Annotated in this window: 20 protein-coding genes; 5 read left to right on the top strand and 15 right to left on the bottom strand. The window is 51.9% G+C overall.

All coding sequences use genetic code 11. The features are described from left to right. Positions 1 to 10: 10 nt before the first annotated feature. Together QWT68_RS08805 and QWT68_RS08810 are read right to left on the bottom strand one after the other, a co-directional pair. Positions 11 to 2,386: a bifunctional 2',3'-cyclic-nucleotide 2'-phosphodiesterase/3'-nucleotidase gene (locus QWT68_RS08805; protein ID WP_290147917.1), complete on the bottom strand. Its 2,376-nt coding sequence runs from the start codon at positions 2,384 to 2,386 to the stop codon at positions 11 to 13. Between the two features lie 100 nt (positions 2,387 to 2,486). Beyond that, positions 2,487 to 4,850: a bifunctional 2',3'-cyclic-nucleotide 2'-phosphodiesterase/3'-nucleotidase gene (locus QWT68_RS08810; protein ID WP_290147919.1), complete on the bottom strand. Its 2,364-nt coding sequence runs from the start codon at positions 4,848 to 4,850 to the stop codon at positions 2,487 to 2,489. A 213-nt stretch (positions 4,851 to 5,063) separates the two neighbouring features. Between QWT68_RS08810 and QWT68_RS08815 the strand changes: the two genes are divergently transcribed. Beyond that, positions 5,064 to 6,110 carry an acyl-CoA dehydrogenase family protein gene (locus QWT68_RS08815; RefSeq protein WP_052461824.1) on the top strand — a complete coding sequence of 349 codons (1,047 nt, stop codon included), beginning with the start codon at positions 5,064 to 5,066 and terminating at the stop codon, positions 6,108 to 6,110. Positions 6,111 to 6,371: 261 nt separating this feature from the next. On the opposite strand, the gene QWT68_RS08820 is transcribed toward QWT68_RS08815, so the two are convergent. Together QWT68_RS08820 and QWT68_RS08825 are read right to left on the bottom strand one after the other, a co-directional pair. Continuing rightward, positions 6,372 to 9,935: a DUF8508 domain-containing protein gene (locus QWT68_RS08820; protein WP_290147921.1), complete on the bottom strand. Its 3,564-nt coding sequence runs from the start codon at positions 9,933 to 9,935 to the stop codon at positions 6,372 to 6,374. A 261-nt stretch (positions 9,936 to 10,196) separates the two neighbouring features. Then, positions 10,197 to 10,751 carry a DUF488 domain-containing protein gene (locus QWT68_RS08825; protein WP_290147922.1) on the bottom strand — a complete coding sequence of 185 codons (555 nt, stop codon included), beginning with the start codon at positions 10,749 to 10,751 and terminating at the stop codon, positions 10,197 to 10,199. Positions 10,752 to 10,973: 222 nt separating this feature from the next. Between QWT68_RS08825 and QWT68_RS08830 the strand changes: the two genes are divergently transcribed. After that, on the top strand, positions 10,974 to 12,338 hold the full coding sequence (locus QWT68_RS08830; RefSeq protein ID WP_290147923.1) for a PepSY-associated TM helix domain-containing protein: 1,365 nt from the start codon (positions 10,974 to 10,976) through the stop codon (positions 12,336 to 12,338). 114 nt (positions 12,339 to 12,452) lie between these two features. Here QWT68_RS08830 and QWT68_RS08835 read toward each other — a convergent pair whose 3' ends face one another. The 11 genes from QWT68_RS08835 to QWT68_RS08885 all read right to left on the bottom strand — a co-directional run bounded on the left by QWT68_RS08835 (position 12,453) and on the right by QWT68_RS08885 (position 22,829). After that, on the bottom strand, positions 12,453 to 13,163 hold the full coding sequence (locus tag QWT68_RS08835) for a gamma-glutamyl-gamma-aminobutyrate hydrolase family protein (RefSeq protein WP_348539781.1): 711 nt from the start codon (positions 13,161 to 13,163) through the stop codon (positions 12,453 to 12,455). Positions 13,164 to 13,286: 123 nt separating this feature from the next. Beyond that, entirely contained in the window at positions 13,287 to 14,267 is a 981-nt protein-coding gene (locus tag QWT68_RS08840; RefSeq protein ID WP_040287323.1) for a winged-helix domain-containing protein, read from the bottom strand. Between the two features lies 1 nt (position 14,268). Next, a complete protein-coding gene (locus QWT68_RS08845; RefSeq protein WP_290147927.1) occupies positions 14,269 to 15,249 on the bottom strand; it encodes an ABC transporter ATP-binding protein in 981 nt (326 codons plus the stop codon). After that, positions 15,215 to 16,228 carry an ABC transporter ATP-binding protein gene (locus QWT68_RS08850; RefSeq protein WP_040287325.1) on the bottom strand — a complete coding sequence of 338 codons (1,014 nt, stop codon included), beginning with the start codon at positions 16,226 to 16,228 and terminating at the stop codon, positions 15,215 to 15,217. The genes QWT68_RS08845 and QWT68_RS08850 overlap by 35 nt, the downstream gene beginning before the upstream one ends. 29 nt (positions 16,229 to 16,257) lie before the next feature. Continuing rightward, entirely contained in the window at positions 16,258 to 17,160 is a 903-nt protein-coding gene (locus QWT68_RS08855; RefSeq protein WP_082023437.1) for an ABC transporter permease subunit, read from the bottom strand. Between the two features lie 14 nt (positions 17,161 to 17,174). After that, positions 17,175 to 18,095, bottom strand: coding sequence for a glutathione ABC transporter permease GsiC (gene gsiC / locus QWT68_RS08860; protein ID WP_040287326.1), 921 nt, complete (start codon positions 18,093 to 18,095; stop codon positions 17,175 to 17,177). Positions 18,096 to 18,157: 62 nt separating this feature from the next. Further along, entirely contained in the window at positions 18,158 to 19,753 is a 1,596-nt protein-coding gene (locus QWT68_RS08865) for a glutathione ABC transporter substrate-binding protein (RefSeq protein WP_040287327.1), read from the bottom strand. A 22-nt stretch (positions 19,754 to 19,775) separates the two neighbouring features. After that, positions 19,776 to 20,801 carry an asparaginase gene (locus QWT68_RS08870; RefSeq protein ID WP_040287328.1) on the bottom strand — a complete coding sequence of 342 codons (1,026 nt, stop codon included), beginning with the start codon at positions 20,799 to 20,801 and terminating at the stop codon, positions 19,776 to 19,778. A gap of 186 nt (positions 20,802 to 20,987) precedes the next feature. Beyond that, positions 20,988 to 21,245, bottom strand: coding sequence for a PepSY domain-containing protein (locus QWT68_RS08875; RefSeq protein ID WP_290147931.1), 258 nt, complete (start codon positions 21,243 to 21,245; stop codon positions 20,988 to 20,990). A 94-nt stretch (positions 21,246 to 21,339) separates the two neighbouring features. Further along, positions 21,340 to 21,612, bottom strand: a complete 273-nt coding sequence (locus tag QWT68_RS08880; protein ID WP_040287330.1) for a hypothetical protein — start codon at positions 21,610 to 21,612, stop codon at positions 21,340 to 21,342. 191 nt (positions 21,613 to 21,803) lie between these two features. After that, entirely contained in the window at positions 21,804 to 22,829 is a 1,026-nt protein-coding gene (locus QWT68_RS08885; RefSeq protein ID WP_290147934.1) for an acyltransferase, read from the bottom strand. A 134-nt stretch (positions 22,830 to 22,963) separates the two neighbouring features. Between QWT68_RS08885 and QWT68_RS08890 the strand changes: the two genes are divergently transcribed. The 3 genes from QWT68_RS08890 to QWT68_RS08900 all read left to right on the top strand — a co-directional run bounded on the left by QWT68_RS08890 (position 22,964) and on the right by QWT68_RS08900 (position 24,298). Further along, positions 22,964 to 23,440: a VanZ family protein gene (locus tag QWT68_RS08890; protein ID WP_290147935.1), complete on the top strand. Its 477-nt coding sequence runs from the start codon at positions 22,964 to 22,966 to the stop codon at positions 23,438 to 23,440. A gap of 37 nt (positions 23,441 to 23,477) precedes the next feature. Beyond that, positions 23,478 to 23,696 carry a hypothetical protein gene (locus QWT68_RS08895; protein WP_040287332.1) on the top strand — a complete coding sequence of 73 codons (219 nt, stop codon included), beginning with the start codon at positions 23,478 to 23,480 and terminating at the stop codon, positions 23,694 to 23,696. Between the two features lie 116 nt (positions 23,697 to 23,812). Next, positions 23,813 to 24,298: a YflT domain-containing protein gene (locus tag QWT68_RS08900; protein WP_290147937.1), complete on the top strand. Its 486-nt coding sequence runs from the start codon at positions 23,813 to 23,815 to the stop codon at positions 24,296 to 24,298. The last annotated feature ends 42 nt before the right edge of the window (positions 24,299 to 24,340 follow it).

Below are 24,340 nucleotides of genomic sequence, written 5' to 3' on the forward strand. Positions count from 1 at the left end.
GCTTTTCTGGTTATTTCAATTCGTACTTCGCATAGCCGTCTTTCGTATTCTCAAGGAACTTGATACGCGGGTCATTCCCAATGTGTTCTTTGCCTCGGACAGAGGTTTCGAAAATCATTTTTGCACCGTCGACCGGCTGGATGAACCAGTTATTGTCCACTTTCGGATCGATCTGCTCCTGATCGGCCAAGTAGTCGATGATGGCTTCCCGGTTTTCATCCTGATAGAAGATGACGTCTTTTGCATTCCGGACACCCGGGAAGTTGCCGCTGCCGCGGTAGTTATTCGTCACGACGACAAATTCCTGATCGGGATCGATCGGCTTGTCTTCGTATTGAAGATTTTTAATGCGGTTCGCATTCTCGTTCAGCAATTTGCCTTCCTTGCTGTCGTATTTGGCAGGTTCCGTCAGATCGATTTCATATGTCAGTCCATCGATCACGTCAAAATTGTAGGAGCGATGGTTTTCGTTCAGGATATTCTGCTCTTCCGCTTTCGCCGGATCCACCTGACGGAATGCGCCCGCACTCATTTCGAGCCATTCTTTGATGTCGCGGCCTTTTAAGACGACAGCCGCCACTGTATTGTCATATACATACAGATCGGCCATGTTTTTAATGCTCACGTCTCCAGCCGGAATGTCCGTATAATAATCCGATCCGTAGCGGCCTCCAAATTTCAGCGGAGATCCTGCGGACAGGAGAGGCAGCTTGTCATACTCCGTTCCTTTCATGTGTTCTTTTACATAATGCTTCTGCGCTTCCGTCACAATCTGGATGGACGAGTCATCACGCACAAGACCGAAGTAACTTGTCAGCGGTGCAGTCGTCTTTGACACCGGTGTACGGATGTAGCCAAGCGTCCCTTCATGTGCTTCTTTGACGGCATCGACGACTTTCTGGTTCACTTCATCCGACTCTTTGTGGACTTCTCGCAAGGAACCTTTTCCGGATACGACAGTCCACTTGCCGTCCGCTAGTTTCAGCTCGTAATCGAGGAGGCCGAGGTGTGTGCCGAACCGGTCCGGCATGACGACAGGCGTGCCGTTGATCGTCCCCTGCTTCATGTCAGTGTTCTTAACATCTGCATAGTCACCTGGGAATTTCGCATGGTTGTGGCCCGTCAGAATACCGTCAACCCCATCCAATGCGGAAATCTGCCAAGTGACGTCATCCTCGTTCTTCTCATGATGTTCATCACCGATTCCCGAATGGGCGATCACGAACACCAGGTCCGCGCCTTCTTTTTTCACTTGGGGGATGAACTTCTCTACTGTATCCGCCGCATCCTCTGCCCGGACTTTCCCTGACAGGTGAGCGCCATCCCACCGCATGATGCCCGGCGCAACGACACCGATCACACCAATCTTGATGGCATGTGTCTTGCCTTTTGAATCCATGAGATCCTTATCCAGGATGACGTATGGAGTGAAGCGGTTCTTCCCGGTCTTCTCATCATAGATATTTGCATTCAATACAGGGAAATCAGCGCCTTCTATGACGTTGTCCAGATAGTCCAGGCCGAAGTTGAACTCATGGTTCCCCAATGACATGACGTCATAATCGAGTGCATTGAGCGCGGCGACCGTCGGGTGGACTTCACCTTTTTGCAGCGGGCTCTCCTTCACCTTGTAGGAGCCGAGCGGCGTGCCCTGGATCAGGTCCCCATTGTCGAACAGCAGGGAGTTTTTCACTTCTGCCCGTGCTTCATCGATCAATACACCGGTTTTCGCCAATCCGTAGTCCTGTATCGTCTTATCCTGATAATAATCATAGTTCATGAGGTTCGTATGGATATCCGTCGTTCCCATGATGCGGAATGCGACAGTCGCATCGCCGCTATCGGGAGTCCCCGGATATTGCTGGCTCATTTTCACAAGCCGGCTGACGATGGCGCGCATCTCATTTTTCATGACCGGCTGTTTCGGCTTCGCTGTTTTATCCGCATAGCCTTTCATGATCCCGAGTCCGATGCTTTTTGCCATTTCGGGACGCAGTGATGCACCGAAGTCCCGCTTGTCTTTGAAACGGTCGAGAAGCTTGAGCGAGTAGGTGTTTTCCGTCTTGGCAGCTCGTGCTGCGATGACGAATGCCTGCTCGCGCGTCAGCGGACCATGCGGATCGAACACAGACGCCGAGCGGCCGTGTACAAGCCCTGCAGTTACAGCGGCTTCGACATAAGGCGCCAGCTGTTTGTCCACATCTTTGAACGTGATGGAAGAACCGTCGCCCATCGGCAGATTCAATGCCGTCACTGCTTTCTGGATGAATTCCCCGCGCTCCGCCTCCTGCTGGTTTGCCGCTTTTGCAGGTTGAGGTATGAACAGTCCTCCCGCCACGACAAGCAGTGCCAGCAGACTGATTGCAATCTTTTTCACTATAGTCATTTTCCGCTTCCTTTCTGTAATTGATGTGGTTTCCGTCTGCAGCAAAAGGGACTGCCCGGAGAATCATTCAGCTGATTTCCGGTGCAGTCCCGCTGTCCACTTACTTCAGTTCGTACTTCGCATAGCCGTCTTTCGTCGGTGCGATGTACTTGATGCGTGCGTCATCACCGATGTACTTCTTGCCCTTTTCGGACGTTTCGAAGATCACTTTCGCACCCGGTACCGGTTGGATGGACCAGTTATTGTCCGCTGACGGGTCAAGCGGGTTATTCGCCTTCATATAGTCGACAATCGCTTCCCGGTTCTCATACTCATACGCGATTGAATCGATCGCATCCCGGACACCCGGGAACTCGCCGCTCGCACGGTAGTTGTTCGTCACAACGACGAATTTCTGATCGAGGTCGATCGGCTTGCCGTTGAACTGGAGGTTCTTGACGCGGTTCGCATCTTTGTTGACTACTTTTCCTGCCGTATCATACTTGTTCGGCTGTGTGACATCATACTCGTACGTGACGCCATCGATCACGTCGAACAGGTACGACCGGTAGTTCGGATTAAGCACATCCTGCTCACCCGATTTCGACGGGTCGATCTGGTTGAACTGACCGCCGGACATCTCGAGCCATTCCTTCACATCGGCTCCTGTCATGACGAGCGCAGTCATCGTGTTGTCGAATACATAGAGATCGGCCATGTTCTTGATGGCGATATCGCCGGCCGGAATATCCGTGTAATAGTCTGATCCGTATCGGCCGCCCGCTTTGAACGGCGCTCCGACGGATAATACAGGCAGATTTGCATACTCAGTGCCTTTGATCTGCTCTTCTACATACGCTTTCTGTGCATTATTCACGATTTGGATGGATGGATCATCCTTCACCAATGCAAAGTAGCTGGTAATATCCGCTGTCGTTTTGGAAACCGGGGTGCGGACATAGTCGAGTGTGCCTTCATGTGATTTCTTAACGGCATCCATGACACCCTGATGCACTTCAGTCGAATCCTTGTCGACCTGGCGCAGCGATCCCTTGCCGGAAACAATTGTCCATTTGCCGTCTTTCAATTTCAATTCATAATCCAGCAAGCCGAGGTGGCTGCCGAATTTACCCGGCATGACGACCGGTGTGCCGTTCAGCGTGCCCTGTACCTGGTTGGCGTTCTTCGTGTCTTCGAAGTCGCCAGGGAACAGCGCATGGTTGTGACCAGTCAGGACGCCGTCCACACCGTCCATTGCAGAGATCTGCCATGTCACGTCATCTTTGTTTTTCTCGTGGTGTTCATCTCCGATCCCAGAGTGGGCGATGACAAATACAATGTCTGCGCCTTGCTTCTGGACTTCAGGAAGGAATTTTTCAACAGAATCTGCTGCATCTTCCACCGTAACTTTGCCTTCGAGAAGGGCACCGTCCCAACGGAGGATCCCTGGTGCAACAACGCCGATCACGCCGATTTTCAGATTGTGTTTCGCACCTTTCGTGTCCGTCACCTGCTTATCAAGCATGACGTAAGGTGTGTAACGGTTCTTGCCTGTCTTCGCATCATAGACGTTTGCATTGATGACTGGGAAACCGGCAGTTTCGATGACTTGATCCAAGTAGTCGAGACCATAGTTGAATTCGTGGTTCCCTAATGACATCACATCATAATCGAGTGCCTGCATCGCTGCGAATGAAGGATGCACGTCCCCTTTTTTCAGCGGATCGACACTGACTTCGTATGTGCCGAGCGGCGTTCCCTGGATGAGGTCCCCGTTATCGAACAGCAATGTGTTCGCCACTTCGGAGCGCGCCTGGTCGATCAGCACGCCGACTTTTGCGAGTCCGTAATCCTGTACTTCTTTGTCCTGGTAGTAATCATAATTGACGAGGTTCATATGAAGATCGGTCGTGCCGAGGACACGCAGTGCAACTGTTGCGTCGTCTGTATCAGGTGTGCCGGGGTTCTGCTGGCTCACTTTCACAAGACGGTTGACGATTGCGCGTGTTTCGTTTTTCATGACAGCCTGTTTCGGCCGTGCCGTATGATCTGCATAGCCTTTCATCAGGCCGAGTCCGATACTTTTCGCCATTTCCGGACGCAGCGAAGCACCGAAGTCACGCTTGTCCTTGAAGCGGTCAAGAAGTGTCATCGGGTACTTTTTATCTGTTTTTGACGCACGTGCAGCGATGACGAATGCCTGCTCACGCGTCAGCGAGCCGTTCGTGTCGAACACGGTCGCTGAGCGGCCATGCACCAAACCGGCCTTTACAGCGGCTTCCACGTACGGTGCCAATTGTTTGTCGACGTCTTTGAATGTGATCGACGTCCCATCCCCTGTTTCCAAGTTAAGTGCAGTGACAACTTTCTGGACGAACTCGCCCCGAGTTGCCTCATCGTGTTTAGCAGCATTGGCATTTTGGGGTATAATCAAACTGCCGAGTGCCACCAGCGCGACGAGTAAGCTGAATCCCAGCTTCTTCATGAAGGACATGCTTCATCTCCCTTTCAATTTAGAGTTTTCGATCATCTTAAAGATAGCATAGTTTCATAGGAGTTCCAATAGCCGACAAACCTTGACAGAAGCATATTGTAAGCCTTTTCAAAGTTTCATAGGAAAACAGGCAAATTGATGCACTAAACAAGTTGTTTTTTTGCAGTGCATTCAGCACATCAGAAAAAAGGAAGGATGATTCCATTGCTAGATGAAAACGTACAGAAGATTATCCGCAGTGCTTCTTTGGAGATCGAAGAGAGACGGACGCTGCCGGAGGATGTCCTGCAGATCGCATATGACGAGAAACTGTTTAAACTTTTCCTGCCGGAAAATCTGGGTGGCCGCGCGCTGAGTCTGCCTGAAGCTGCAGAAGTGTTTGAGGAGAGTGCCCGGCTGGACGGTTCGTTCGGGTGGCTCGTCACGATCGGTTCGGGCGGCAATATGTTCCTTGAAAATATGACCGGCTCACAGGCGGAGGAGCTGTTCAAACCGGAAGATGCTGTTATCGCAGGGAGCGGCTATGCAACAGGCAGAGCGCATGCCGAGGGCGACGGGTACCGGGTGACCGGAGAATGGCGGTACTGCAGCGGCGCTCCGTACGCCTCCATGTTCACCGCAAATACGATCATCTGGCGGGATGGCGAAGAAACAGACGAAATGCGCGCCTGTATCTTCATGCCCGATCAGGTGGAGATCATCCCGGACTGGAATGCGTTCGGACTGAAAGGGACAGGCAGCCATACGATACGTGTCACCGACGCATTTGTCCCATATGACCGGACGTTTTCAGTGGCGGATAAACAGAATTCGATCGGCTTGCCGGTCCACTCGTTCCCATTTGTCCAGTTCTCCCAAGTGTCGTTCGCAGCGGTATGCCTCGGAATTGCCGGCCGTTTCATGGAAGAGGCCCATCATCTTGCGGAGACCGCGAAGGAGAGATGGACAGCCGAAAAGATCGCGGTCACGATGCGTCTGCTGAAAGAGCAGCAGCACCGGTTCAATGAGGCCGAGCAGCTGTTCCACACAGCAGTGTCCCGCCGCTGGGAGATGCACTTGGAGGGCACGCTCGATGATCATGAACTTGATCAGCTGTCCGCCGTCTGTATCGAAAGCACCGATATTGCAACGGATTGTGCCGTCCAGCTCTTCCGCCGTCTCGGCATGCAGGCGGTGCTGGAAACGTCCCCTGTCAACCGGGCGTTCCGGGATCTGTGGACAGCCGGCCAGCATGGGTTTCTGCAGCAGTGATTCAAGAACTATGAACAGCAGCCTGCCCGGCGTGGGCCGGCTGCTGTTTTGTGTAGAATTGTGTCCAGATGCCGATAAATTCAGCGAAGTGTCCGATATGCCGCGTGATTTGTCCGATACCTCCCGGCAAGTGTCCGATACTACGCGCCATATGTCCGATACCTCCCGGGTTTTGTCCGATATGCCCCCGCCGCCCCATGCACCCAGCCCAAAAAGAAAGAGCGGTGCACGATGCGCCGCTCTTTCCTTGAAATGCCCTATTCAGCTGACTTTTCCGAACCATGGCCACTGGATGCCGGGTTTCGCCAGTTTACGGCCATAGCGGTCGTAGAATTCCACATTGTCTGCGGAGGCTCCGTTGATATAGCGGAGTTTCAGCACATTCTCCGCTCCGAAGATACGCACCGGGTTCGTGCCATCCACGACAACATCCCCCTGCACGGTCCACTTCGTGTCGACAGTCAGCCCGTTCTCACCAGGCTTCAAAATCACCTGATTGCTCGCGAATCCGAGACCGCTCAGCAACGCATACTGTCCGCTCAATGTGATTCCCTGCTTGACGCGGGAGCGGAAGTCCATTGTGACCGACGCCCCTTTCGCATCCACCGTGAGGCTCGGTTTCTTGTAATTCAGCAGGAAGTAATATTTCGATATCGGTACGTTCCCCCATTCGAACGGCTTTTCCACATCTTTCGTTTTCAGCGCAAGCTGGATAAGAACCGGATCGTGGTCGCTCGCGCGGCCTGCCATATCTGTATAATCCGCATTCACATGCAGCATATCGATCTCCGCGTCATCTGCAAGATTGTTCGAAACAAGTACGTGGTCGAGAACTTGCGAATTCCCCTGGTAGACATACGAATAACGGCTGGCTTCCGGCACCTTTTTCACAAGGTTCGTCATCAGGTCGCCTTCAAAGATCTGAAGCGCATCAGAGAACTGGAAGTCGTTGTAGTCACCGACGGACACGATATTGGCGTCCGGGTTCTTCGTCTTCACATCCGCCACGAAATCGTGAACGATCTGCGCGACTTTCTTCCGCTGGATCTCACTGTTATACACTGGCGGCTGGACCGCGCCGAACAGCGGCGTGTCTCCGCCTTTCGAGTTCCAATGGTTCGCGATCACGATAACATCCTCGCCGTCGAATGTGAATTCCGCGGCAAGCGGTTTCCGGCTGCTTGCGAACGCCGGGTTCTTCGGATCGATCCGTCCCGGGTTCACGGTCAGACTGCCGTTCTCATAGCCGACCGGTGTCACGGCATCCCCATGCGGCGCTCCGTCTTTCAACGAAACACGCTCCGGATTGTACAGGAACCCGACGCGGATATTCGCATTCGGCTGCCCGCCGTCTTCGTTGTTGACCGGATCGATGTTGGCATACTCATACTTCACACCGCCCGCTTCCACGATCGCCTGGATCAGGCGCTCATAGCTTTCATTCGCTTCCGGTCCGCCGGCATCCGGTCCGTTGTTGTCCTGCACTTCCGTTACGCCGACAATATCCGGACTGTGCATGTCGTTGGCGATCGCCCGCGCGAGTTTCCCGGCCTTATCATCTGACGTCGTTTTACGGTTGTTCGAGAAGTTCTCCAAGTTGTACGACGCAATCGTCAGCTTCTCCGGATTTTTCACGATGGTCGTCATTTCCGGTACAGCAGATCCTTTCACGTACTTGTCCTGCATCTCCTCATAGCCGACGAAGATCTTATAGTTCTGGAATGAATACCCGACCACGCCGACGATCGGTCCCTTGAACTTGTCGCCCGTCGCCACTTCGAAATTGCGGGCGGTCGTATTCGGCTCAAGTCGGAACTGGATAAGATCCGCGTTCGGCTTGTCCTTCCGAAGCAGGACGCCGCCGTTCTTCGTGTCCGTTTTCCGGCTTCCGAACACAGTCGCAAGATCTCCGTGCTGCTGCGGACCGACCGCTTTCACATCACCGACCTGGACGCGCATCGCTTCCCGGCTCTCCCAGAAATCGCCTGCGTATTTCGCAGGATCGAATTCCTTCAGCCCTTCGCTCAGGATAGCATCTTTCGGCAGGTTCGATTCGTCGATCACGAATGGTTCCGGCAGCTTGACGCCGCGTTCCAGAATCTCCACAGTACCGCCCCGGTCGTTCCGGACGTTGATCTGCGTCGTTTTCAGATCGGTCTCCTGGCGGTCGGAATAGCCATCGATCGCGTATTCGCTCACCTGGCCGCCGACCGATACCAGATCGCCTTCCTTCAGGTTCCATGTATCCTTGCCGCTGTACAGAACGATCGCTTCGGACGTACGCAGATCACCGTCCCGCTCATTATCCGGCGTCTGGATATGGTAGTACGTCGATCCCTGGATGACATATTTGTACGTCACGATCCCTTTGATGCCTTCCACAGTCTGTCCCGCGAACGGCGAGTCGTGACCCGGTCCCTGGATGTCATGGATCTTCAGCGCATCCGTGATGAAGTAATCGAACGTCTGGACAATCGATGTCCGGCCGTCCGCTGTCTTGGCGACCGCCTTCAGCTGGACATCATCCGTGATTTCCAGCGGTGATGCATAGGTTGCGCCGTTCTTCACCGGATCGGTCCCATCCAGCGTATAGAGGATCTCCGCATCGGCGGTGCCTGTTGTCAGTGTCACGTTGACCCCGTCTATGAATGTCCCGCTTCCCGGATCCGCAGTGACCGGCTGGACGACGGAGGCATCTTCCACAATATCTCCCGCTCCACGCGGAATGACTTGATAGATATCATCGAACTGCTGGACGATGCCGGTGATCGAATCATACGTCATGCCCGCCTGCAGTCCGAGTGAATCGGTTTCATCCCGGACGGTGAATTCCGCACCATCCGTCGCAATGAAGTTCGCCCACCCAGGGCCTGCCGCCTTATCGGACAGGGTGACGTTATGCACGGTCACAAGCTGGGATTCCGTCGTTTCACCGATGTCCGCACCCGTCACTTTTTTCGCTTCCGGTACGGCGGACGCAGATTTCTCCACGAGTTTTGCGCCGTCAAGCTGCAGCAGTCCGCGATAGTCGGTCAGCTTACCTGTGAGGGTCACTACGTCCCCCACCTCTGCAGCGAGGCTCGTCGGACGGACGGCCAGACCGCCTGTCCCATCCTGGATGGAAATCGTGTTCTTCAGTTTTGCTGTGACGACCCCTTTCACAGTTACTTCCTGTCCGGCAGGGAGTGCACGGGCATCGGCAATGCTTAGTACATCAGCCGGCACTTCCGGTTCGGCGGGATCCGTTTCACCTGTACCATCCAGGTCATGTGTGCCGAGGTGATCGAATGTGTCTTTCGGATAGACCGTCCATTCTTTTGACCGGTCGAATGGTTCATCGAATGCTGCATTCCCTTTCAGGACATCGGCGTTGCGGACGAGTGTGACGTCAACACCCCATTTCTCCTGAGCCCCGACTTGTCCGAATGAATCGATGACCCCATCGCCTTTCTTGAGTACAAGCGCATCATCGCCATTGAAGTTGGTGACGCCCCCTGTTATAAAATCACCCTTCGCCTGTAATTCGGCAGGAGCCTGATTATGGACAATGACATACGTCCTGCCATGTTCAAGAGTCCCTGTTAATGCGAGACTGCTCGTCGGCTTTATCCCTCCATTTGCATACATTTCAATGGAATACCCCGCCAGATCGATGGATGTTCCAGTCCCGTTATACAGTTCAATCGCCTTGTTGTAACCCGATCCTTCAACATACTCCGAGATGAGCAGATCCGCTGCCAATGCTGCAGGTGCTTCAGCTGCCTGTACTGATAGTGCCGGCGCCGCTGCACTCGCTGCCAATGTTGCCGCCAGCAATGAATTCATCCATCTCTTTCCCGTCCGACCGTGCATTCCCTCACGCTCCTTCATTGTTTTGGAAGTCTCACAAATGCAAAATGTCCCCTGAAAGAATTCCAGTTTTCAAACTAATCGTATCATTGTACCCGCCGGCCGGCTATGCGTCTTTCCGGCAGTAAAGTGAACTTCCTGACTGTGCAGGAAGACATATCCAAGACGCCTGTCCATAGATAAATCGGCATAGAAAAAACAGCCCCTCCCAGGACTGTTCTCATCACTTGATTCATTTCACGACTCCAGGGGAGGATAGACAACTGTTTCATCCTCCTCGATGATCGGCATGGCACCCCATTTCCCAAGTTCATGGGGTACCAGTTCACCGGTGCCGTCCCGGTCCGGAACGATATGTGTGACCGACCAGTCCCGGACAGCCAGCCAGTTGCTGATCAGCAGCCGGTGGCAGCGGGCAGGGTGCCGTTCCGAACAGCAATAGGCCGTCCGTTTCCGGGCCGCCGTGTGTTCCAGGCGGTCAATGCCTTCCGCAAAACAATGGGACAGCGTGTAATCCGCATAATTATGGAAAGACTCATTGTGCCAACCGGCATTGAGCGCCGGGGAAATGAGCTGCGACGTCGGCCGCCGTCCGCCGAGTTCCTCCATATGTACATACCCGATGCCAGCTTGCGGCAGCCAGTCGGCCATCCGGTCTTTCGTGAACCACGGAAACTTCCGGCTGCCCGGAAACGACCGGACATCCACGAGCTGCTCGATTTCCGCCTCCTGCAGCAGGCGTATGAACTCTTCTTCCGTATGGTTGTAATGTCCGATTGTGAATATGTCCATCTGTCTCCCTCTTTCATCCTTTTGGTTAACCACTGCCCTCCAGACGGCCGCTGCAAACATTTTTTATTCTGGCATTACAGCTGAAAACGTTTCAAGGAGTTCACCGAACGCTCACAACTGCATGCTATAAAAAACTATCGTGTTTTCCAAGGACCGGTCCGGCAGCCGGGAAACCTGGAAATGCACAAGCAACACAATATGAAAGAAGAAGGAGGTGTCTGGATGGCAAAACGAACGTACAACCGCTTCTGGCGCTGGCATTTCTACGGCGCCCTGTTCATGGCTCCGCTGCTGATCACCCTCACCTTGAGCGGCATCGGCTACCTGTTCTATACGAATGTGGAGAACATCGCCTACAAGGACCTGTTCTTCGGGAACAGCGAAGAGACTTACCAGCTGACGATCGACGAAGGGATCTCCCTTGTGCAGCATGAGAATCCCGGGTATGACATCACCAAAGTGATGATGATGGAGGAGCCGTATAACACCCGGCTCACACTGGCGTCCGAAGACGGCGGAGAGCGATACGTATTTTTAGATGAACATAATGAAATCGTCGGCTCCCAGGACGCCAAGTACACGTATGCCAACATCATGCGCAATATCCACAGTTCCCTGTTCGCCGGCGGCACGGTCGTGAATTATCTCGTGGAACTGGCAGCCTGCTGGGCCGTGTTCCTGCTCCTGTCCGGCCTCTATATGACGTGGCGCGGCAAGGCGCTGATGAAGCCGAAGAAACCGGCGCGCCGGATCGCCATCAAACGGACGCATGCCTGGATCGGCACCGTCATCACCATCCCGATGCTCGTCATCATCTTCACCGGCCTGCCCTGGTCTGCGGTCATGGGGGATTTCATCTATTCCGCTTCCCAGGATCATCCATCCATCGGCACGCCACTGCTCCAGCAGCAGCCGCCGGCATCGGATATGAGCGAGATCCCGTGGGCCGTCCGGAAAGAGGAGGCACCGTCTTCCGGTGAACCGGATCCTCACGCGAACCATGGAGGCGGCAAGATGCCCGGCATGGATATGGGCGGCAACGGTATCCTGATCGAAAAACTGCTGTGGAAAGCCAGGGACGCGGGAATCGAGAAACCATATACCATCATTGCCCCGTCTTCCGAGGACGGTGTGTTCATCGTCTCGAAAGGCAGCAACACGGGGGTGACCGGTCTCGACGTCAGTCCGTACGATGAAATGACCGCCTATTTCGACCAGTACAGCGGGGACCCGATTTCCACCGTCGGCTACAGCGAGTATGGCATCCTGGCCAAGTGGTTCACATGGGGGATTCCGCTGCATGAGGGCCATCTGTTCGGCTGGCCGAACAAGATCCTCAACCTGCTCGTCTGCCTGGCGTTCCTCTATCTGATATTCAAGGGCTTCCAGATGTGGCTGGTCCGCAAAAAAACCGGCAGCCTGTCCGCACCGCCGCGTGCCGGACGTCCGGTCACCGCAGGATTCATCATCCTGATGGTCGTCCTCGGTGTCCTGATGCCGCTGTTCGGAATTTCCTTGGTGATCGTCTTACTGATTGAAGGAATACTGTACCTTGCCCGCAGGAAACGTCGGTCGGCTTCTGTCTGACGAACGGAAAGAAACCGCCGGTGAGCCGTAATGGCCCATCGGCGGTTATTCTGTTACTAACCATCCATATTCATGTTAAGGAATGCGGAGTGCCCAATTTCACTACGCTGTAAATTACTTGCAGCAGGCCGATACGAATGCTTTAAATAACCTTTTGGAATAGATGTCACCTGCGCAAGCTGTATTTTCGGGATGCCACTGGACACCGACCGCAAATGCATGGATTTTGCTTTCAATTGCCTCGATAATCCCGTCACTTGCGGTACCTGTCACAGCCAGTGATTCTCCCACCTCCTTGACACTCTGATGATGGAACGAATTTACCAATATCGTCTGTGCTCCGAAAATCTGGGCAAGTCTGGAATCCGGCGTGACCGTGACTTTATGGGATAGGTGCTCTCTCGTCGCTTTCTGGGCATGCTGAAGCGGTACCCGATCCCTTTGCGAATAGATATCCTGGTACAGTGTCCCGCCTTGTACAACATTCAGCACTTGGTGACCGCGGCAGATACCGAGGACCGGTTTATCAGTTTCCAAGAACTTTCGGGCAAGCTCCAGCTCTTGCGCGTCCCGGCCTGGTGATATTTCCCCAAGCATTCCATGTGGTTCTTCACCATAACATAGCGGATCTACGTCAAATCCGCCTGACAGCAGCAAGCCATCCAGCCGTTCAGCGAGCAGTTCAGGCTCTGTCTTCATTCCCATAGCGAGCAATACAGGAACCCCGCCTGCTTCTGTAATCGACTGGACGTACGCATGGTTCAGTATATAGCGGTATTCCAGGTCATTGTGGCAAGTAATGCCGATCAAAGGCTTCACGTCCATTTCCTCCTTTTCCGAAAGCCCCTCCGCTGATTGAATTGGCAAACACAGCACCGATCCCGTATTAGACGGCAGCAATTCAGCCAATCATCTGAAGTGAGCGTCACAGCTTCCCCGCATGCTCTTTCATGAATCTGCTATTTTAGGATCTCTGAAAAATTCGAGGAATGATTCACCTCTTTCCGAAATCCTTGTTCCTCCTCTTCCGATACGCGCGTTTATCAATTTTTCTTCCTGCATCGCTTCAAGGCGGACTCTCAGCTGCTGATCAGAAAGCCTGATCCCTCTTTCAGCAAGACGGTCCTTCACTTTTGCCCGGCCTAACAGTTCAAATGCATCCTTGCCATCTTTGTAGATTTCCAGGATCATCAGACTTTCATCCAAAAATCCGATACGTTCGATCTTTTCTTTTATCATTTCTATATCTTCAGCTGTGAATACGATTTTGGAGTTATTCCATGAATCAGGTTCGATGCCGCCTGATGGTTTCCTCTCCCGCTGTGTGCCCGTTTTGATTGCCTTATGGGCTATCGTGACTTGAGATTTAAAGTACCGGTTCATCAGCACCAGTTCCGGAATTGGACTGCCAAGCTCCATAGCAATTTGTTTGACTGTCCTGTAATCCAGCGTTCTTGGGCCGATGTCGATGACATTCTCGAACACCGCCGGCACCAGTTCGGATTCGCCCGGCGTAACAATCCAGTCCACATTCGCCGGGATTGCGCCAGAAGGGTCGTACGTTCGATAACTATGTTCATAAAAGATATGCTTCAGTGATTCGACGGTTTCCTCTGAATGTTCCATCGTATCGTTGATAATCAAGATCTGCTGGCCATTCGGCAGCTCTGTCAATTTCTCGGCTGCGGCAATATTGACCTCCCGGTTCGCCACGATCACTTTACATGATTCAGGGATGAATGGGGATGTGATTCCTCTGAGTACTTCTTTGGAAAGAACAACCAGATCCCCTGCTGCTGCCGTCTCCATTGTCAGTTGCTGCAGGGTAATCGGAAAGAGCTCCATTTTATCGCCAAATATATCAAACAGCTGATAGGCTACGATGTCTAAGTATTCTTTTTGAATGGAGATAATATGAAGTTTCTGCATGTTATATTTTCTCAAGCTCCTCAGCATAGTGGCAGGCCACATAATGTTCCGGATGCAGTTCGCGGAATTCCGGTACTTTCAGTTTACACATATCCTGGGCATACGGACAGCGTGTATGGAAGGTGCAGCCTGATGGAGGATTCGCCGGACTCGGTATATCGCCTTTCAAGATGATCCGTTCTCGTCTTACAGTAGGATCCGGGATGGGAACAGCGCTCAAAAGAGCCTTCGTATACGGATGGAGAGGTTTCTCAAAAAGTGCATCACGGCTCGCCAATTCCACCATACGCCCCAGATACATGACACCCACCCGGTCGGAAATATGCTCCACTACACTTAAGTCGTGAGCGATGAATACATACGTCAGTCCGAACTCTTCCTGCAGGTCCTTCATCAGGTTTAATACTTGTGATTGAATGGAGACGTCCAGTGCGGATACCGGTTCGTCTGCAATAATCAGTTTCGGATTCACTGCAAGTGCTCTTGCTATGCCGATCCGCTGCCGCTGCCCGCCGCTGAATTCATGGGGATACCGATCCGCATGATAGCGACTGAGCCCAACAGTTTCCAGGAGCTCCGTCACCCGCTGGCTTCGGTTCTCTTTATGGAAGTTATGGACAATCAGCGGTTCTTCCAGAATTTCTTTTATAGTGAGTCTTGGATTAAGCGAAGCATATGGGTCCTGGAACACCATCTGGAACTCTTTCCTCAAGGGACGTATTTGGTCATCCGTCATATTGGTTATATCCTGACCTTCAAACAGCACTTTCCCTTCTGTTATATCCAGCAGTTTCATGATCATGCGGCCTGTTGTGGATTTGCCGCATCCGCTTTCCCCTACGATACTGAGTGTCTCGCCTTTGTTAACAGTGAACGAAACGCCGTCCACTGCTTTGACGAACTCTTTTTTCCGGCTGAACAGCCGCGATGGGAGCGGAAAGTATTTTTTAACGTTCTGTACTTCCAACAAGGTCTGGTTCATCTGTCGGCACCTCCTCATGCAGCCAGCAGCGTACGGAATGATTAGTTGTCACTTTGTCCAAGGTCGGCTCCTTCTCCCAGCAAATATCCATGGCATACGGGCATCTTGGTGCAAACTTGCACCCCATCGGCATGTGTGATGGGATTGGGACGTTACCCGGAATGGACTGCAGCCGGTTCACACGCTCCCCGATTTTAGGGATGGATTCCAAGAGTCCCTGCGTGTATGGATGCTTCGGATTGGTGAAGATCGTAACGACATCACTTTCTTCCACTGCCCTGCCGCCGTACATAACGACCACCCTGTCACACATTTCCGCAACAACCCCAAGGTCGTGGGTGATAAGGAGAATCGCCGTATCTGTTGTCTTGGTCAGACTTTTCATCAGTTCCAGAATCTGTGCTTGGATTGTGACATCCAAGGCGGTCGTCGGCTCATCGGCGATCAGCACTTTCGGATTGCAGGCCATGGCCATGGCAATCATGACACGCTGCCGCATCCCTCCTGACAGCTGGTGGGGAAATTCATGGACAATCTTTTCCGGTCTTGAAATCCCGACGGCTTTCAGCATTTGGACCGCACGTTCCCTGGCCGCTTTTTTGGAGACCTTCATGTGCAGGATGATGGACTCTTCCAGCTGCCTGCCGATTTTGTAAACCGGATTAAGAGATGTCATCGGTTCCTGGAAAATCATCGCAATATCATTCCCGCGGATCTTTCTCATCTCCCGTTCACTAATCTTGGTCAGGTCTGTTCCTTCGTACAGGATTTCCCCTCCGGCAATTTGTCCCGGAGTGTCTTTCAGCAGCCTCATGATAGACAGGGAGGTTACACTTTTTCCGCTTCCCGATTCGCCGACTATTCCAAGCGTTTCACCCTTGCCGACTTCAAAAGACACACCATCAACAGCTTTTACAGTTCCCTCATCGCTCTTGAAATGCGTCTGCAAATTCTTTACCTGCAGTACTTTTTCCTTCATTAGCAGTTTCCTCCTCACGCATAGAGTGATCACTCTTTGATCTTCGGATCGAGCGCATCCCTTAGACCGTCACCAAGTAGATTGAATGCGAGAACGGTCACGAAAATAGCGAGCCCTGGAAAAATCGTCACGTGAGGAGCCATATTCAGGTAGTCGCGTCCCCCACTCAGCATTGCTCCCCATTCAGGTGAAGGGGGCTGCGCGCCCAGTCCTAGGAAACTAAGACTTGCTGCTGTCAAGATGGCAGAGCCGATCCGCATCGTGAAATAGACGATGATACTGGATACTGTTCCGGGAAAGATATGCTTCCAGATAATCCGATTTGGTTTTGTTCCGATAGATTTTGTTGCTTCAATGTATAACGTGGACTTCACTGCAAGTGTCGAACTTCGCACAATACGTGCGAACATCGGCACGCTGAATATAGCGACCGCTATGATTACGTTGCCTAGGCCCGGGCCGAGAATAGCAATGATTCCTATCGCCAGCAGAATTCCGGGAAACGCAAGGAGCACATCACAAATCCTCATGATAATTGAATCTATCCTCTTTCCATAGTATCCTGCCACGATACCGAGGAACGTGCCTCCGATTGCACCAAGAAGCACCGATGTGAGACCGACATACAGGGAAATCTGCGTTCCCGCCAGCACCCGGCTGAAGATGTCCCTCCCATAGGCATCGGTCCCTGCCCAATGCTGGGCAGACGGACCGGACAGTACATTCTCATAATCCGGTTCTGTAATATCGTAAGGCGTGATGAAAGGACCGACAAACGCGATAATAATGAGGAAAATCACAAAGAAAAACGACAGGAAAGCCAATTTCTGCTTCTTGAACTTCCTCCAAAACTCAGAAAAAGGTGTTTTGGATGGGATATTTTCAAGCGTCTGCTGATAGTACGCTTCCTTGTTCGATAACTTGACATCTATCACAAAGCACCCTCCTATTCATAGCGGATTTGCGGATTCAAAACGCCATACAGCAAATCGACCACCAGATTGATCAGGATGAACTCCAAGGCAAAGATCAGCATTTCAGCCTGGATCACCGGATAGTCACGATATGCGACGGAGTCGATCAGCAATTTGCCGAGCCCCGGCCAGCTGAACACAGATTCGATGACGACGGAACCACCTAAAAGAAATCCGAACTGCAGTCCTGTCATCGTCACCACGGGAATCAGCGCATTCCGTAATCCATGCCCCCATGTGATTTTTCTTTCATTCAATCCTTTCGAACGCCCGGTACGGATATAGTCCTCTTTCAATACGTCCATCAGCGAGGACCGCGTAAACCTCGCGACCACCGCAGCCACTCCTGTTCCGAGTGTGAATGCGGGAAGAATATAACTCTTCCACGACTCCATCCCGCCGCTTGGAAGCCAGCCGAGTGTAACTGCGAACAGCTGGATCAGCATCAGACCGAGCCAGAAAGAAGGCAGTGACAATCCTGATACAGCACCGAACATACCAAGATAATCCTGCCACTTATTGCGTTTGGTGGCAGAAACCACGCCGATGAACAGTCCGACTGCAACTGCCCATAACATACTCCATACGGTCAGCCAGAAAGTGGGCATGAATCGTTCACCAATTTCATAACTGACGGATCGGTTCGTTTTGAGGGAGTTTCCGAAATCACCTTTGAAAAGGTTTTTCATATAGGTGAAATATTGTTCAGTGACCGGTTTATCGAGTCCGAGTTCTTTCCGCACCATTTCCACATCTTCGATCGTCGCATCTTCCCCCGCCACGAGTCTTGCCGGATCGCCGGGTATCATATGTACAAACAAGAAGATGAAAATCGAAACCAGAATGAGTATCGGGATGACTTGCAATAATCGTTTACCAAGAAACCGCAGCATGTACAGACCTCCCTTTTAGATAAAGAAGGAGCGCTGAGCATCAGCGCCCCCCGTATCCATCCTTACTCGATCTCAGCCTCAGAGACGCTCAAAGAGCCATCTGGAAGCAGGTATACACCCTTCAGATAATTTTTCTTGCCGGCAAGCGTATTGTCCGCTGACAGGAACACCCACGGAGCATCATCCCAAATAAGTTTTTGGACATCTTCATATGCTTTTGCCCGGTCATCTTCGTTCGCTGTTTGCAGGCCTGCACTGATGAGCTTATTCACTTCATCATTATCATAGTACGAAACATTATAGGACTTCGGAGGGAAGGCATCTTCTCCACCGACAAGCGGACGGATTCCCCAATCGGCATCACCTGTCGATGGCGACCAGCCGCCATAGTACAGCTCAAGTTCCGCATCATCCGCATTTTGGACAGACCAGATCTTGTCTGACAGCGTACCTGATTCCATCGGTACCACTTCCACATCGAAGCCGACAGCTGCCAGCTGCTGCTGAAGGAATTCCATAGCTTTCACTGTGCTGGAGCTATTGCCGCCCCACAGTTTCGCTTTCATACCTTCTTTAACGCCCGCTTCCTTCAGAAGCTCTTTCGCTTTCTCAAGGTTAAAGTCATACAGCTCCTGCTTCGAGTAGAATTGGACATCAGGCGCGATGACCGAATCCAGCTTTTCGCCCTGTCCGTTCATGACGACTTTGATGAAAGCATCTTTGTCGATAGCGTAGTTCAGAGCCTGTCTGACTTTTATGTCATTGTATGGCTCCTTCATTGTGTTCATCGCCATATAGCGGACGACGATGGACGGCTTGCTTTCAACTTCGATACCGTTTTTCCCGTTTACCCCTTCCACCTGCTCTGTCGGTACAGGATAGATGAAATCGGCTTCTCCTGTCTGCAGCATGGCAATCCGTGAACCGTTTTCGGAAACGGGCTTGAATGTAATTGCATCGACCTTCGGATATCCTTCGTTCCAATAATCCGTATTCTTTTCGATCTTCAGCCCTTCGCTCGGTTTCCACTCGACAAACTTGAAAGGCCCGGTCCCTACTGGATGCTTGCCGACGTCCTTTCCATACTCTTCAAGAGCCTTCGGACTGTGGATCAGTGCAGCCGGGTGAGCAAATGTATTGATCATGGCACCAAATGGTTCAGACAGTGTGAATTTAACTTCGTAATCACTGATTACCTCAGTGGATTGGATCAAAGCAAACAGACTGTGACGCTTCAATCCGCTATCCGGATCCGCCAATCTGTCGAAATTGACTTTGACAGCTTCGGCGTTGAAAGGAGTCCCATCATGAAACTTTACATTCTCACGCAATTTGAATGTAAACTCCGTAGCTTCATCATTCGCATCATACTCCTCGGCCAGCAGCGGAATTACATTCATGTTTTCATCGAAGCCAAGAAGCCCTTCCATCATGGTCTTCTCTGCTGAGTTGGACAAAGTGTCATTCGTATCGTGAGGATCCAGCGTCGTGAAGTTATCCGCAACTGCGATCACCAGGTCATTCCCTTCTTTGACAGCCTTCTTGCCGTCCCCCCCACTTCCTTCCGCGCTTCCCTCTTTGCCGGAATCGCTGCATCCAGCAAGCACAAGCAGCAATATCAGAGCAAATGCGGACAACCAGCCATACGTCTTTTTCATCTTCTTCTCCCCTTTTGGTTTCTTATGATAAAGTGCATGTTGCCTTTTTCAATTTAAAAGCGGGTTCCAAATGCCCGATGACTTCTTCACGCGCATTCCGCAGTTCAGGGTGATGATAGGATGCCAGTTTCTCTTCCTGCTGTTCCGTCAGTAATCCTAATTGCTTCAGTACTTCAACTGCTGCAGGATAGGCAGCACGTCCATTGCCGTCTTCAATTTTGATGGCAATTCCGATACCGCTTTCAAGATCGCCTATACAGTAGACGCCTTCAGCACCAGCTTTACCGAACATCCTGCCGCCCATCACTTTCATGAAATCTGTACAGAATCGGTCGGTCCCCCCAACCATTTCAGGCACTGCCATCATAGAAGAAGTAATCGTTTCAATCGCCTGCTTCCGCTTTTCAGGAAAGGTGTCCGGTTTCGACATTTTTGCAAAACATAACGCCAGACGATCGAGAGGAATTCCATGGACCGGAACACCGCACCCGTCAATTCCGATTTCAATCTCACTGACCGGCACCTCTGAAAGATCGCTGATCACTTCAAGGATCCGCTGCTGTACGGGATGCTCCAGAACATAATAATCCTCGGTAGACTCTCCCATATATTTGGCGGTGGTCAGCATACCGCTATGTTTTCCTGAACAGTTGTTATACACAGGTGTTATAGGGGTCTCAGACTTGATCACTTGCTCGTAAGTGTCTTTCCATCTAGGCGGGTGGGTGCCGCATTTCAGATCCTCTACCTCAAGATCGAGTCTGCCCAGAATATCCTTCACTCTGGATGTGTGCTGTTCTTCGCCATTGTGGGAAGCACAGGCGAGCGAAATATCTGCCGCACTTAACTGATAGTAGTCAGCAGCTCCGGTTTCAATAAGAGGAATCGTCTGAAGCGGTTTCATAGAAGAACGGGCAAATGTCGCCCGCTCTGGATCGCCGCAGCTATAAAGCAGATTTCCGTTCGGATCCACCACGGCAATGTGGCCGTCGTGTGCGCTCTCCTGATACCCTCCTCTTTCTGCAATGACTAATCGATCTGCAGTCAAATTACCACTCTCCCAAAATTCAATATTTTCTAATATTTTATTACACAATCAATCTCATTACAACCCCTTAATTGAAGTTTTTGAACTTTTGTATAATCGGGTTTTAATAAGTTACTTCACGTGGATTAATGTAATTAACTAAAAAAGCCGCCGATGAACAGTTATTGCTCATCGGCGACTAGTATATCAGTCAGGTTTCACACGCAGCACACGCCCGGTATTGGCGTCCACTTCCACTTCGAATTTGTGGCCTTCCACAGTCCGGATCTCCACTTCGTAGATCAGGGTGCCGTGTTCATATTCCAGTTCTGCTTTGACGACCTGGCCCGGCACTTGCTGCAGCGCAGCAGACATGGCCTGTTCCATCGAGATCCGCCGGTATTGGGGGTTCTGCCAGTGGTTTGCCCAATAGGGGTTCGGTTCCGTCCAGTTCTGGTTTGTCATGCTATCTCCTCCAATTCGCTTTATCCCTGACAGTGTATGCGGGCTTAAAGGAAATGTGAGACAGGAAGACGGCATACCGGTGAGAACCGTGCGGCTAATTTGGTGACGGTTCGTTTTTGTGATCGTCAAGGTAATTCAGAAATTCGATATAGTATGCCATAGCCCGGGGATAGTGATTTTGCCCGTTTTTATAGATCCTGTCGATCTGTTCCAGCATCCCATCCGTGATTTCCCGTTCCTCTGAATAGATCCCGTGCCGTTTCAAGTTATGCAGCCGGTTGTCGTACTGCTCTGCCGACACGTCGGATAACGGGCGGACGCCGGGTTTTAATTCGTGCCTAGTTTTAAGATAGTCGATGAATTTCATCCATTGTGCTCCTCTATGGTTTATGGACGCGTCTTTTCTTTCGAATAAAACAGAACAAAACCTATCTGCCTCGCAGATAGGTTCGTTATCCTATTCCAGCGCTCAGGTAGTTTCTACCCACCTCAAGGAAACTATAAACATAGGAAAACTTCAGATTTGAAGGGTGCCTGCTGCATGTACAGCACAATCACTTACGGTATCATCCCCCTGAGTACAGGCACTTTCTTGATGATATAGACGAGAATCGTGCTGATTGCAACGACAAGCACCGTCTTATACGGGATTCCGATTGCCGGGTGAAGATTGAACCAGACGAAATCGAACTTCTCATGGAGCGTCTGCATGACGAGGACATGGATCAGGTAAATGCCGAAGCTCGCTTCACTGATCACTTTGCCGACCCAGGGCAGCGGCGTCCTGCCGACTGCCGTGTACTTGAACAGGACGAACAGGGCTATCGTGATCAGGAAGACGTTCGGTGAGTGCTCGTCATACCAGAAGTACTCGAGCGGGTCATCACTCGAAACCGATCCACGGTACGTCATGAAGAATGTGATCAGCCAGCCGGCCAGTCCGCCGGCATAGATGAGTTTCCGGACGGCGGGACGCAGATCATAGGTGAATAGATAATAGCCGAGCATGTAATACCCGACGTAATGCGAGACGAATAAGAGTTCGATTTCAATCCGGTAGCCGACCATGTACGTCATCCAGTGCATGATGACGGAAGCGATCAGCCAGAGAATCAGGAAATATTCGATATCCGTCCTCTTTGCATTCCGGACAAGCACCTTGAGCAGCGGTGTGATGAGATAGAGTCCGGCAATCATGTAAAGGAACCAGAGATGATACATGATATCCCCCGTCGCGAGCCTCTCCACAAAATCGGACATGGAAAAGCTGTATGCCCCTTTACGGACTTCATTGGCATAGTAGATCACACTCCAGATCAGCAGCGGAATGACGATCTTGCCCATCCGTTTCTTCAGGAACTCGGCTGTCGGGATCTCCCTGCGGCTGCTGAGCATCAGTGCCCCGCTGATCATGACGAACATCGGCACGGCCCATCTGCTGAGGGATTCGTAGAAGTTCCCGGCCATCCAGGGACTTGTATAATTTTGCGAGCGGTCCGTCACGACACCTGCCGAGACATGGATGACAACAACTGCAACTGCCGCCAGAATACGCAGCCAGTCGAAATAGAGTAGCCGTTTCATCGTGTTTCCCCGTTTCAATGGTTGAAGTAGTTGCTCCTCCTATTCCCTTTCCGGCCTGTTTGCTAACTTGGCAGATTCAGGCGGACGGCCCGGAAGTGTCTGCAAAGAATCAGCAATTATGGTATACTCGCACCATGAAAAAACTTGTCGCCCTACTGCTCATCGGTATCATTGCCGGTCTCTTCATCTCTTCCAGCCAGACATACGACCAACAGACGATCGTTCCGGACCTGGAGCGTCTGCTGCCGGACCGGCCTCTCGAAGGGCCGCTGTCCAAGCTGGAAATCCCCTATTGGGGGAAAACCATCTCCGTGGAGGAACGGGGCTATTACTATTTCCTCGAATTCCTGATCCGCAAAGCGGCGCACTTCTTCACATTCGGCGTACTGGCCGCCGTCCTGTACTGGCTGCTGCCGAAGATGCGCCTCCGTTTCTTCCTGGCGCTGCTGCTGTCGTTCGCTGCCGCCTCTGCGGATGAATTCCATCAGTCACTGACAGGCGGCAGGACCGCCACCTGGCAGGATGTCGCGCTCGATCTGTCGGGCGCAATCGTCTTCCTGACCGTGATCCGGCTGTTCACACCGCGCAGAACACGCCGGACCACACGCTGAAAACGCCATGGAATCCCTGTAGAAAGGATGCTGACGTATGCAGGAGTACAAGATCACCTATTTCTTCGATGAGGACCATTACATCCGCCGGTTTGTCCATTATGACAATGCCGAGGATGTCGTGGCGCTGCTCGCAAGCGAACGCGACCGGTACATTTCGTTCTGGGACAGCCGGGGGATCTACCATGAACTGAATACAGCCAATGTCCGGGTCACCCAGTTTTCCGAATACCATCGGGATCAGCTGGCAGACTGACGGACTCCAGAATGTCCATCCATTGCCAGATGGGCATCTTTTTTCAATTTGTTTCAAGTCTTCCGAGAAAGGGCAAGGACTCAGTATGAGAGACCGACGAATGGAGGAACTGATAGATGAACAGAGAATTCGCAGGTATATTTGAAAGTGAGACGGAATTACTCGAAAAAATCAATGAACTTCACCGCATGGGGATTGCAGAGGAAAATATGTATGTCGTCACGAAGGACAAGGAGGATGTGTCCATTGTCCGCGGCCGCACAGATGCGGAAATCCAGGAAACCGAAGCCTCTTGGTGGGACCGGTTCACGTCATTCTTGAGTGACGAGCAGCCAGCGCGCAAAGCGCTGCACCGCATGGACCTGACCGAAGACGAAGCCGACCGCTACATTGCAGCGGTTGAAAATGGCTCGTTCCTGTTATACGTTGACAAAGGCGACTTCTGGGATATGGCCGACCACGATGCCGGCAATCTGACCGAGGACATCGGCAAGCGGATGGACACCGGTGAAATTCTGCCGGAGCAAAATGATGCGGCGGAACAGGAGAAGTTTCTCGATGATGCACGGGTGGAGCATCAGAATGCGAAGTATAAGTTGTAAGAAGAATAAAAGCGGGCCGGCTCTGAGTTGACAGAGCCGGCC

It is taken from the genome of Sporosarcina trichiuri (assembly GCF_030406775.1).
Taxonomy (GTDB): Bacteria; Bacillota; Bacilli; order Bacillales_A; family Planococcaceae; genus Sporosarcina; species Sporosarcina trichiuri.

Bases quoted from the DNA above. Each gene is read 5' to 3' on its own strand.
- QWT68_RS08895 (WP_040287332.1), top strand. From the start codon at position 23,478: ATGCAGGAGTACAAGATCACCTATTTCTTCGATGAGGACCATTACATC.
- QWT68_RS08850 (WP_040287325.1), bottom strand. From the start codon at position 16,228: ATGAAGGAAAAAGTACTGCAGGTAAAGAATTTGCAGACGCATTTCAAG.
- QWT68_RS08885 (WP_290147934.1), bottom strand. From the start codon at position 22,829: ATGAAACGGCTACTCTATTTCGACTGGCTGCGTATTCTGGCGGCAGTT.
- QWT68_RS08900 (WP_290147937.1), top strand. From the start codon at position 23,813: ATGAACAGAGAATTCGCAGGTATATTTGAAAGTGAGACGGAATTACTC.
- QWT68_RS08805 (WP_290147917.1), bottom strand. From the start codon at position 2,386: ATGACTATAGTGAAAAAGATTGCAATCAGTCTGCTGGCACTGCTTGTC.
- QWT68_RS08810 (WP_290147919.1), bottom strand. From the start codon at position 4,850: ATGAAGAAGCTGGGATTCAGCTTACTCGTCGCGCTGGTGGCACTCGGC.
- QWT68_RS08875 (WP_290147931.1), bottom strand. From the start codon at position 21,245: ATGACAAACCAGAACTGGACGGAACCGAACCCCTATTGGGCAAACCAC.
- QWT68_RS08845 (WP_290147927.1), bottom strand. From the start codon at position 15,249: ATGAACCAGACCTTGTTGGAAGTACAGAACGTTAAAAAATACTTTCCG.
- QWT68_RS08880 (WP_040287330.1), bottom strand. From the start codon at position 21,612: ATGAAATTCATCGACTATCTTAAAACTAGGCACGAATTAAAACCCGGC.
- QWT68_RS08825 (WP_290147922.1), bottom strand. From the start codon at position 10,751: ATGGACATATTCACAATCGGACATTACAACCATACGGAAGAAGAGTTC.
- QWT68_RS08835 (WP_348539781.1), bottom strand. From the start codon at position 13,163: ATGGACGTGAAGCCTTTGATCGGCATTACTTGCCACAATGACCTGGAA.
- QWT68_RS08865 (WP_040287327.1), bottom strand. From the start codon at position 19,753: ATGAAAAAGACGTATGGCTGGTTGTCCGCATTTGCTCTGATATTGCTG.
- QWT68_RS08820 (WP_290147921.1), bottom strand. From the start codon at position 9,935: ATGAATTCATTGCTGGCGGCAACATTGGCAGCGAGTGCAGCGGCGCCG.
- gsiC (WP_040287326.1), bottom strand. From the start codon at position 18,095: ATGCTGCGGTTTCTTGGTAAACGATTATTGCAAGTCATCCCGATACTC.
- QWT68_RS08830 (WP_290147923.1), top strand. From the start codon at position 10,974: ATGGCAAAACGAACGTACAACCGCTTCTGGCGCTGGCATTTCTACGGC.
- QWT68_RS08890 (WP_290147935.1), top strand. From the start codon at position 22,964: ATGAAAAAACTTGTCGCCCTACTGCTCATCGGTATCATTGCCGGTCTC.
- QWT68_RS08840 (WP_040287323.1), bottom strand. From the start codon at position 14,267: ATGCAGAAACTTCATATTATCTCCATTCAAAAAGAATACTTAGACATC.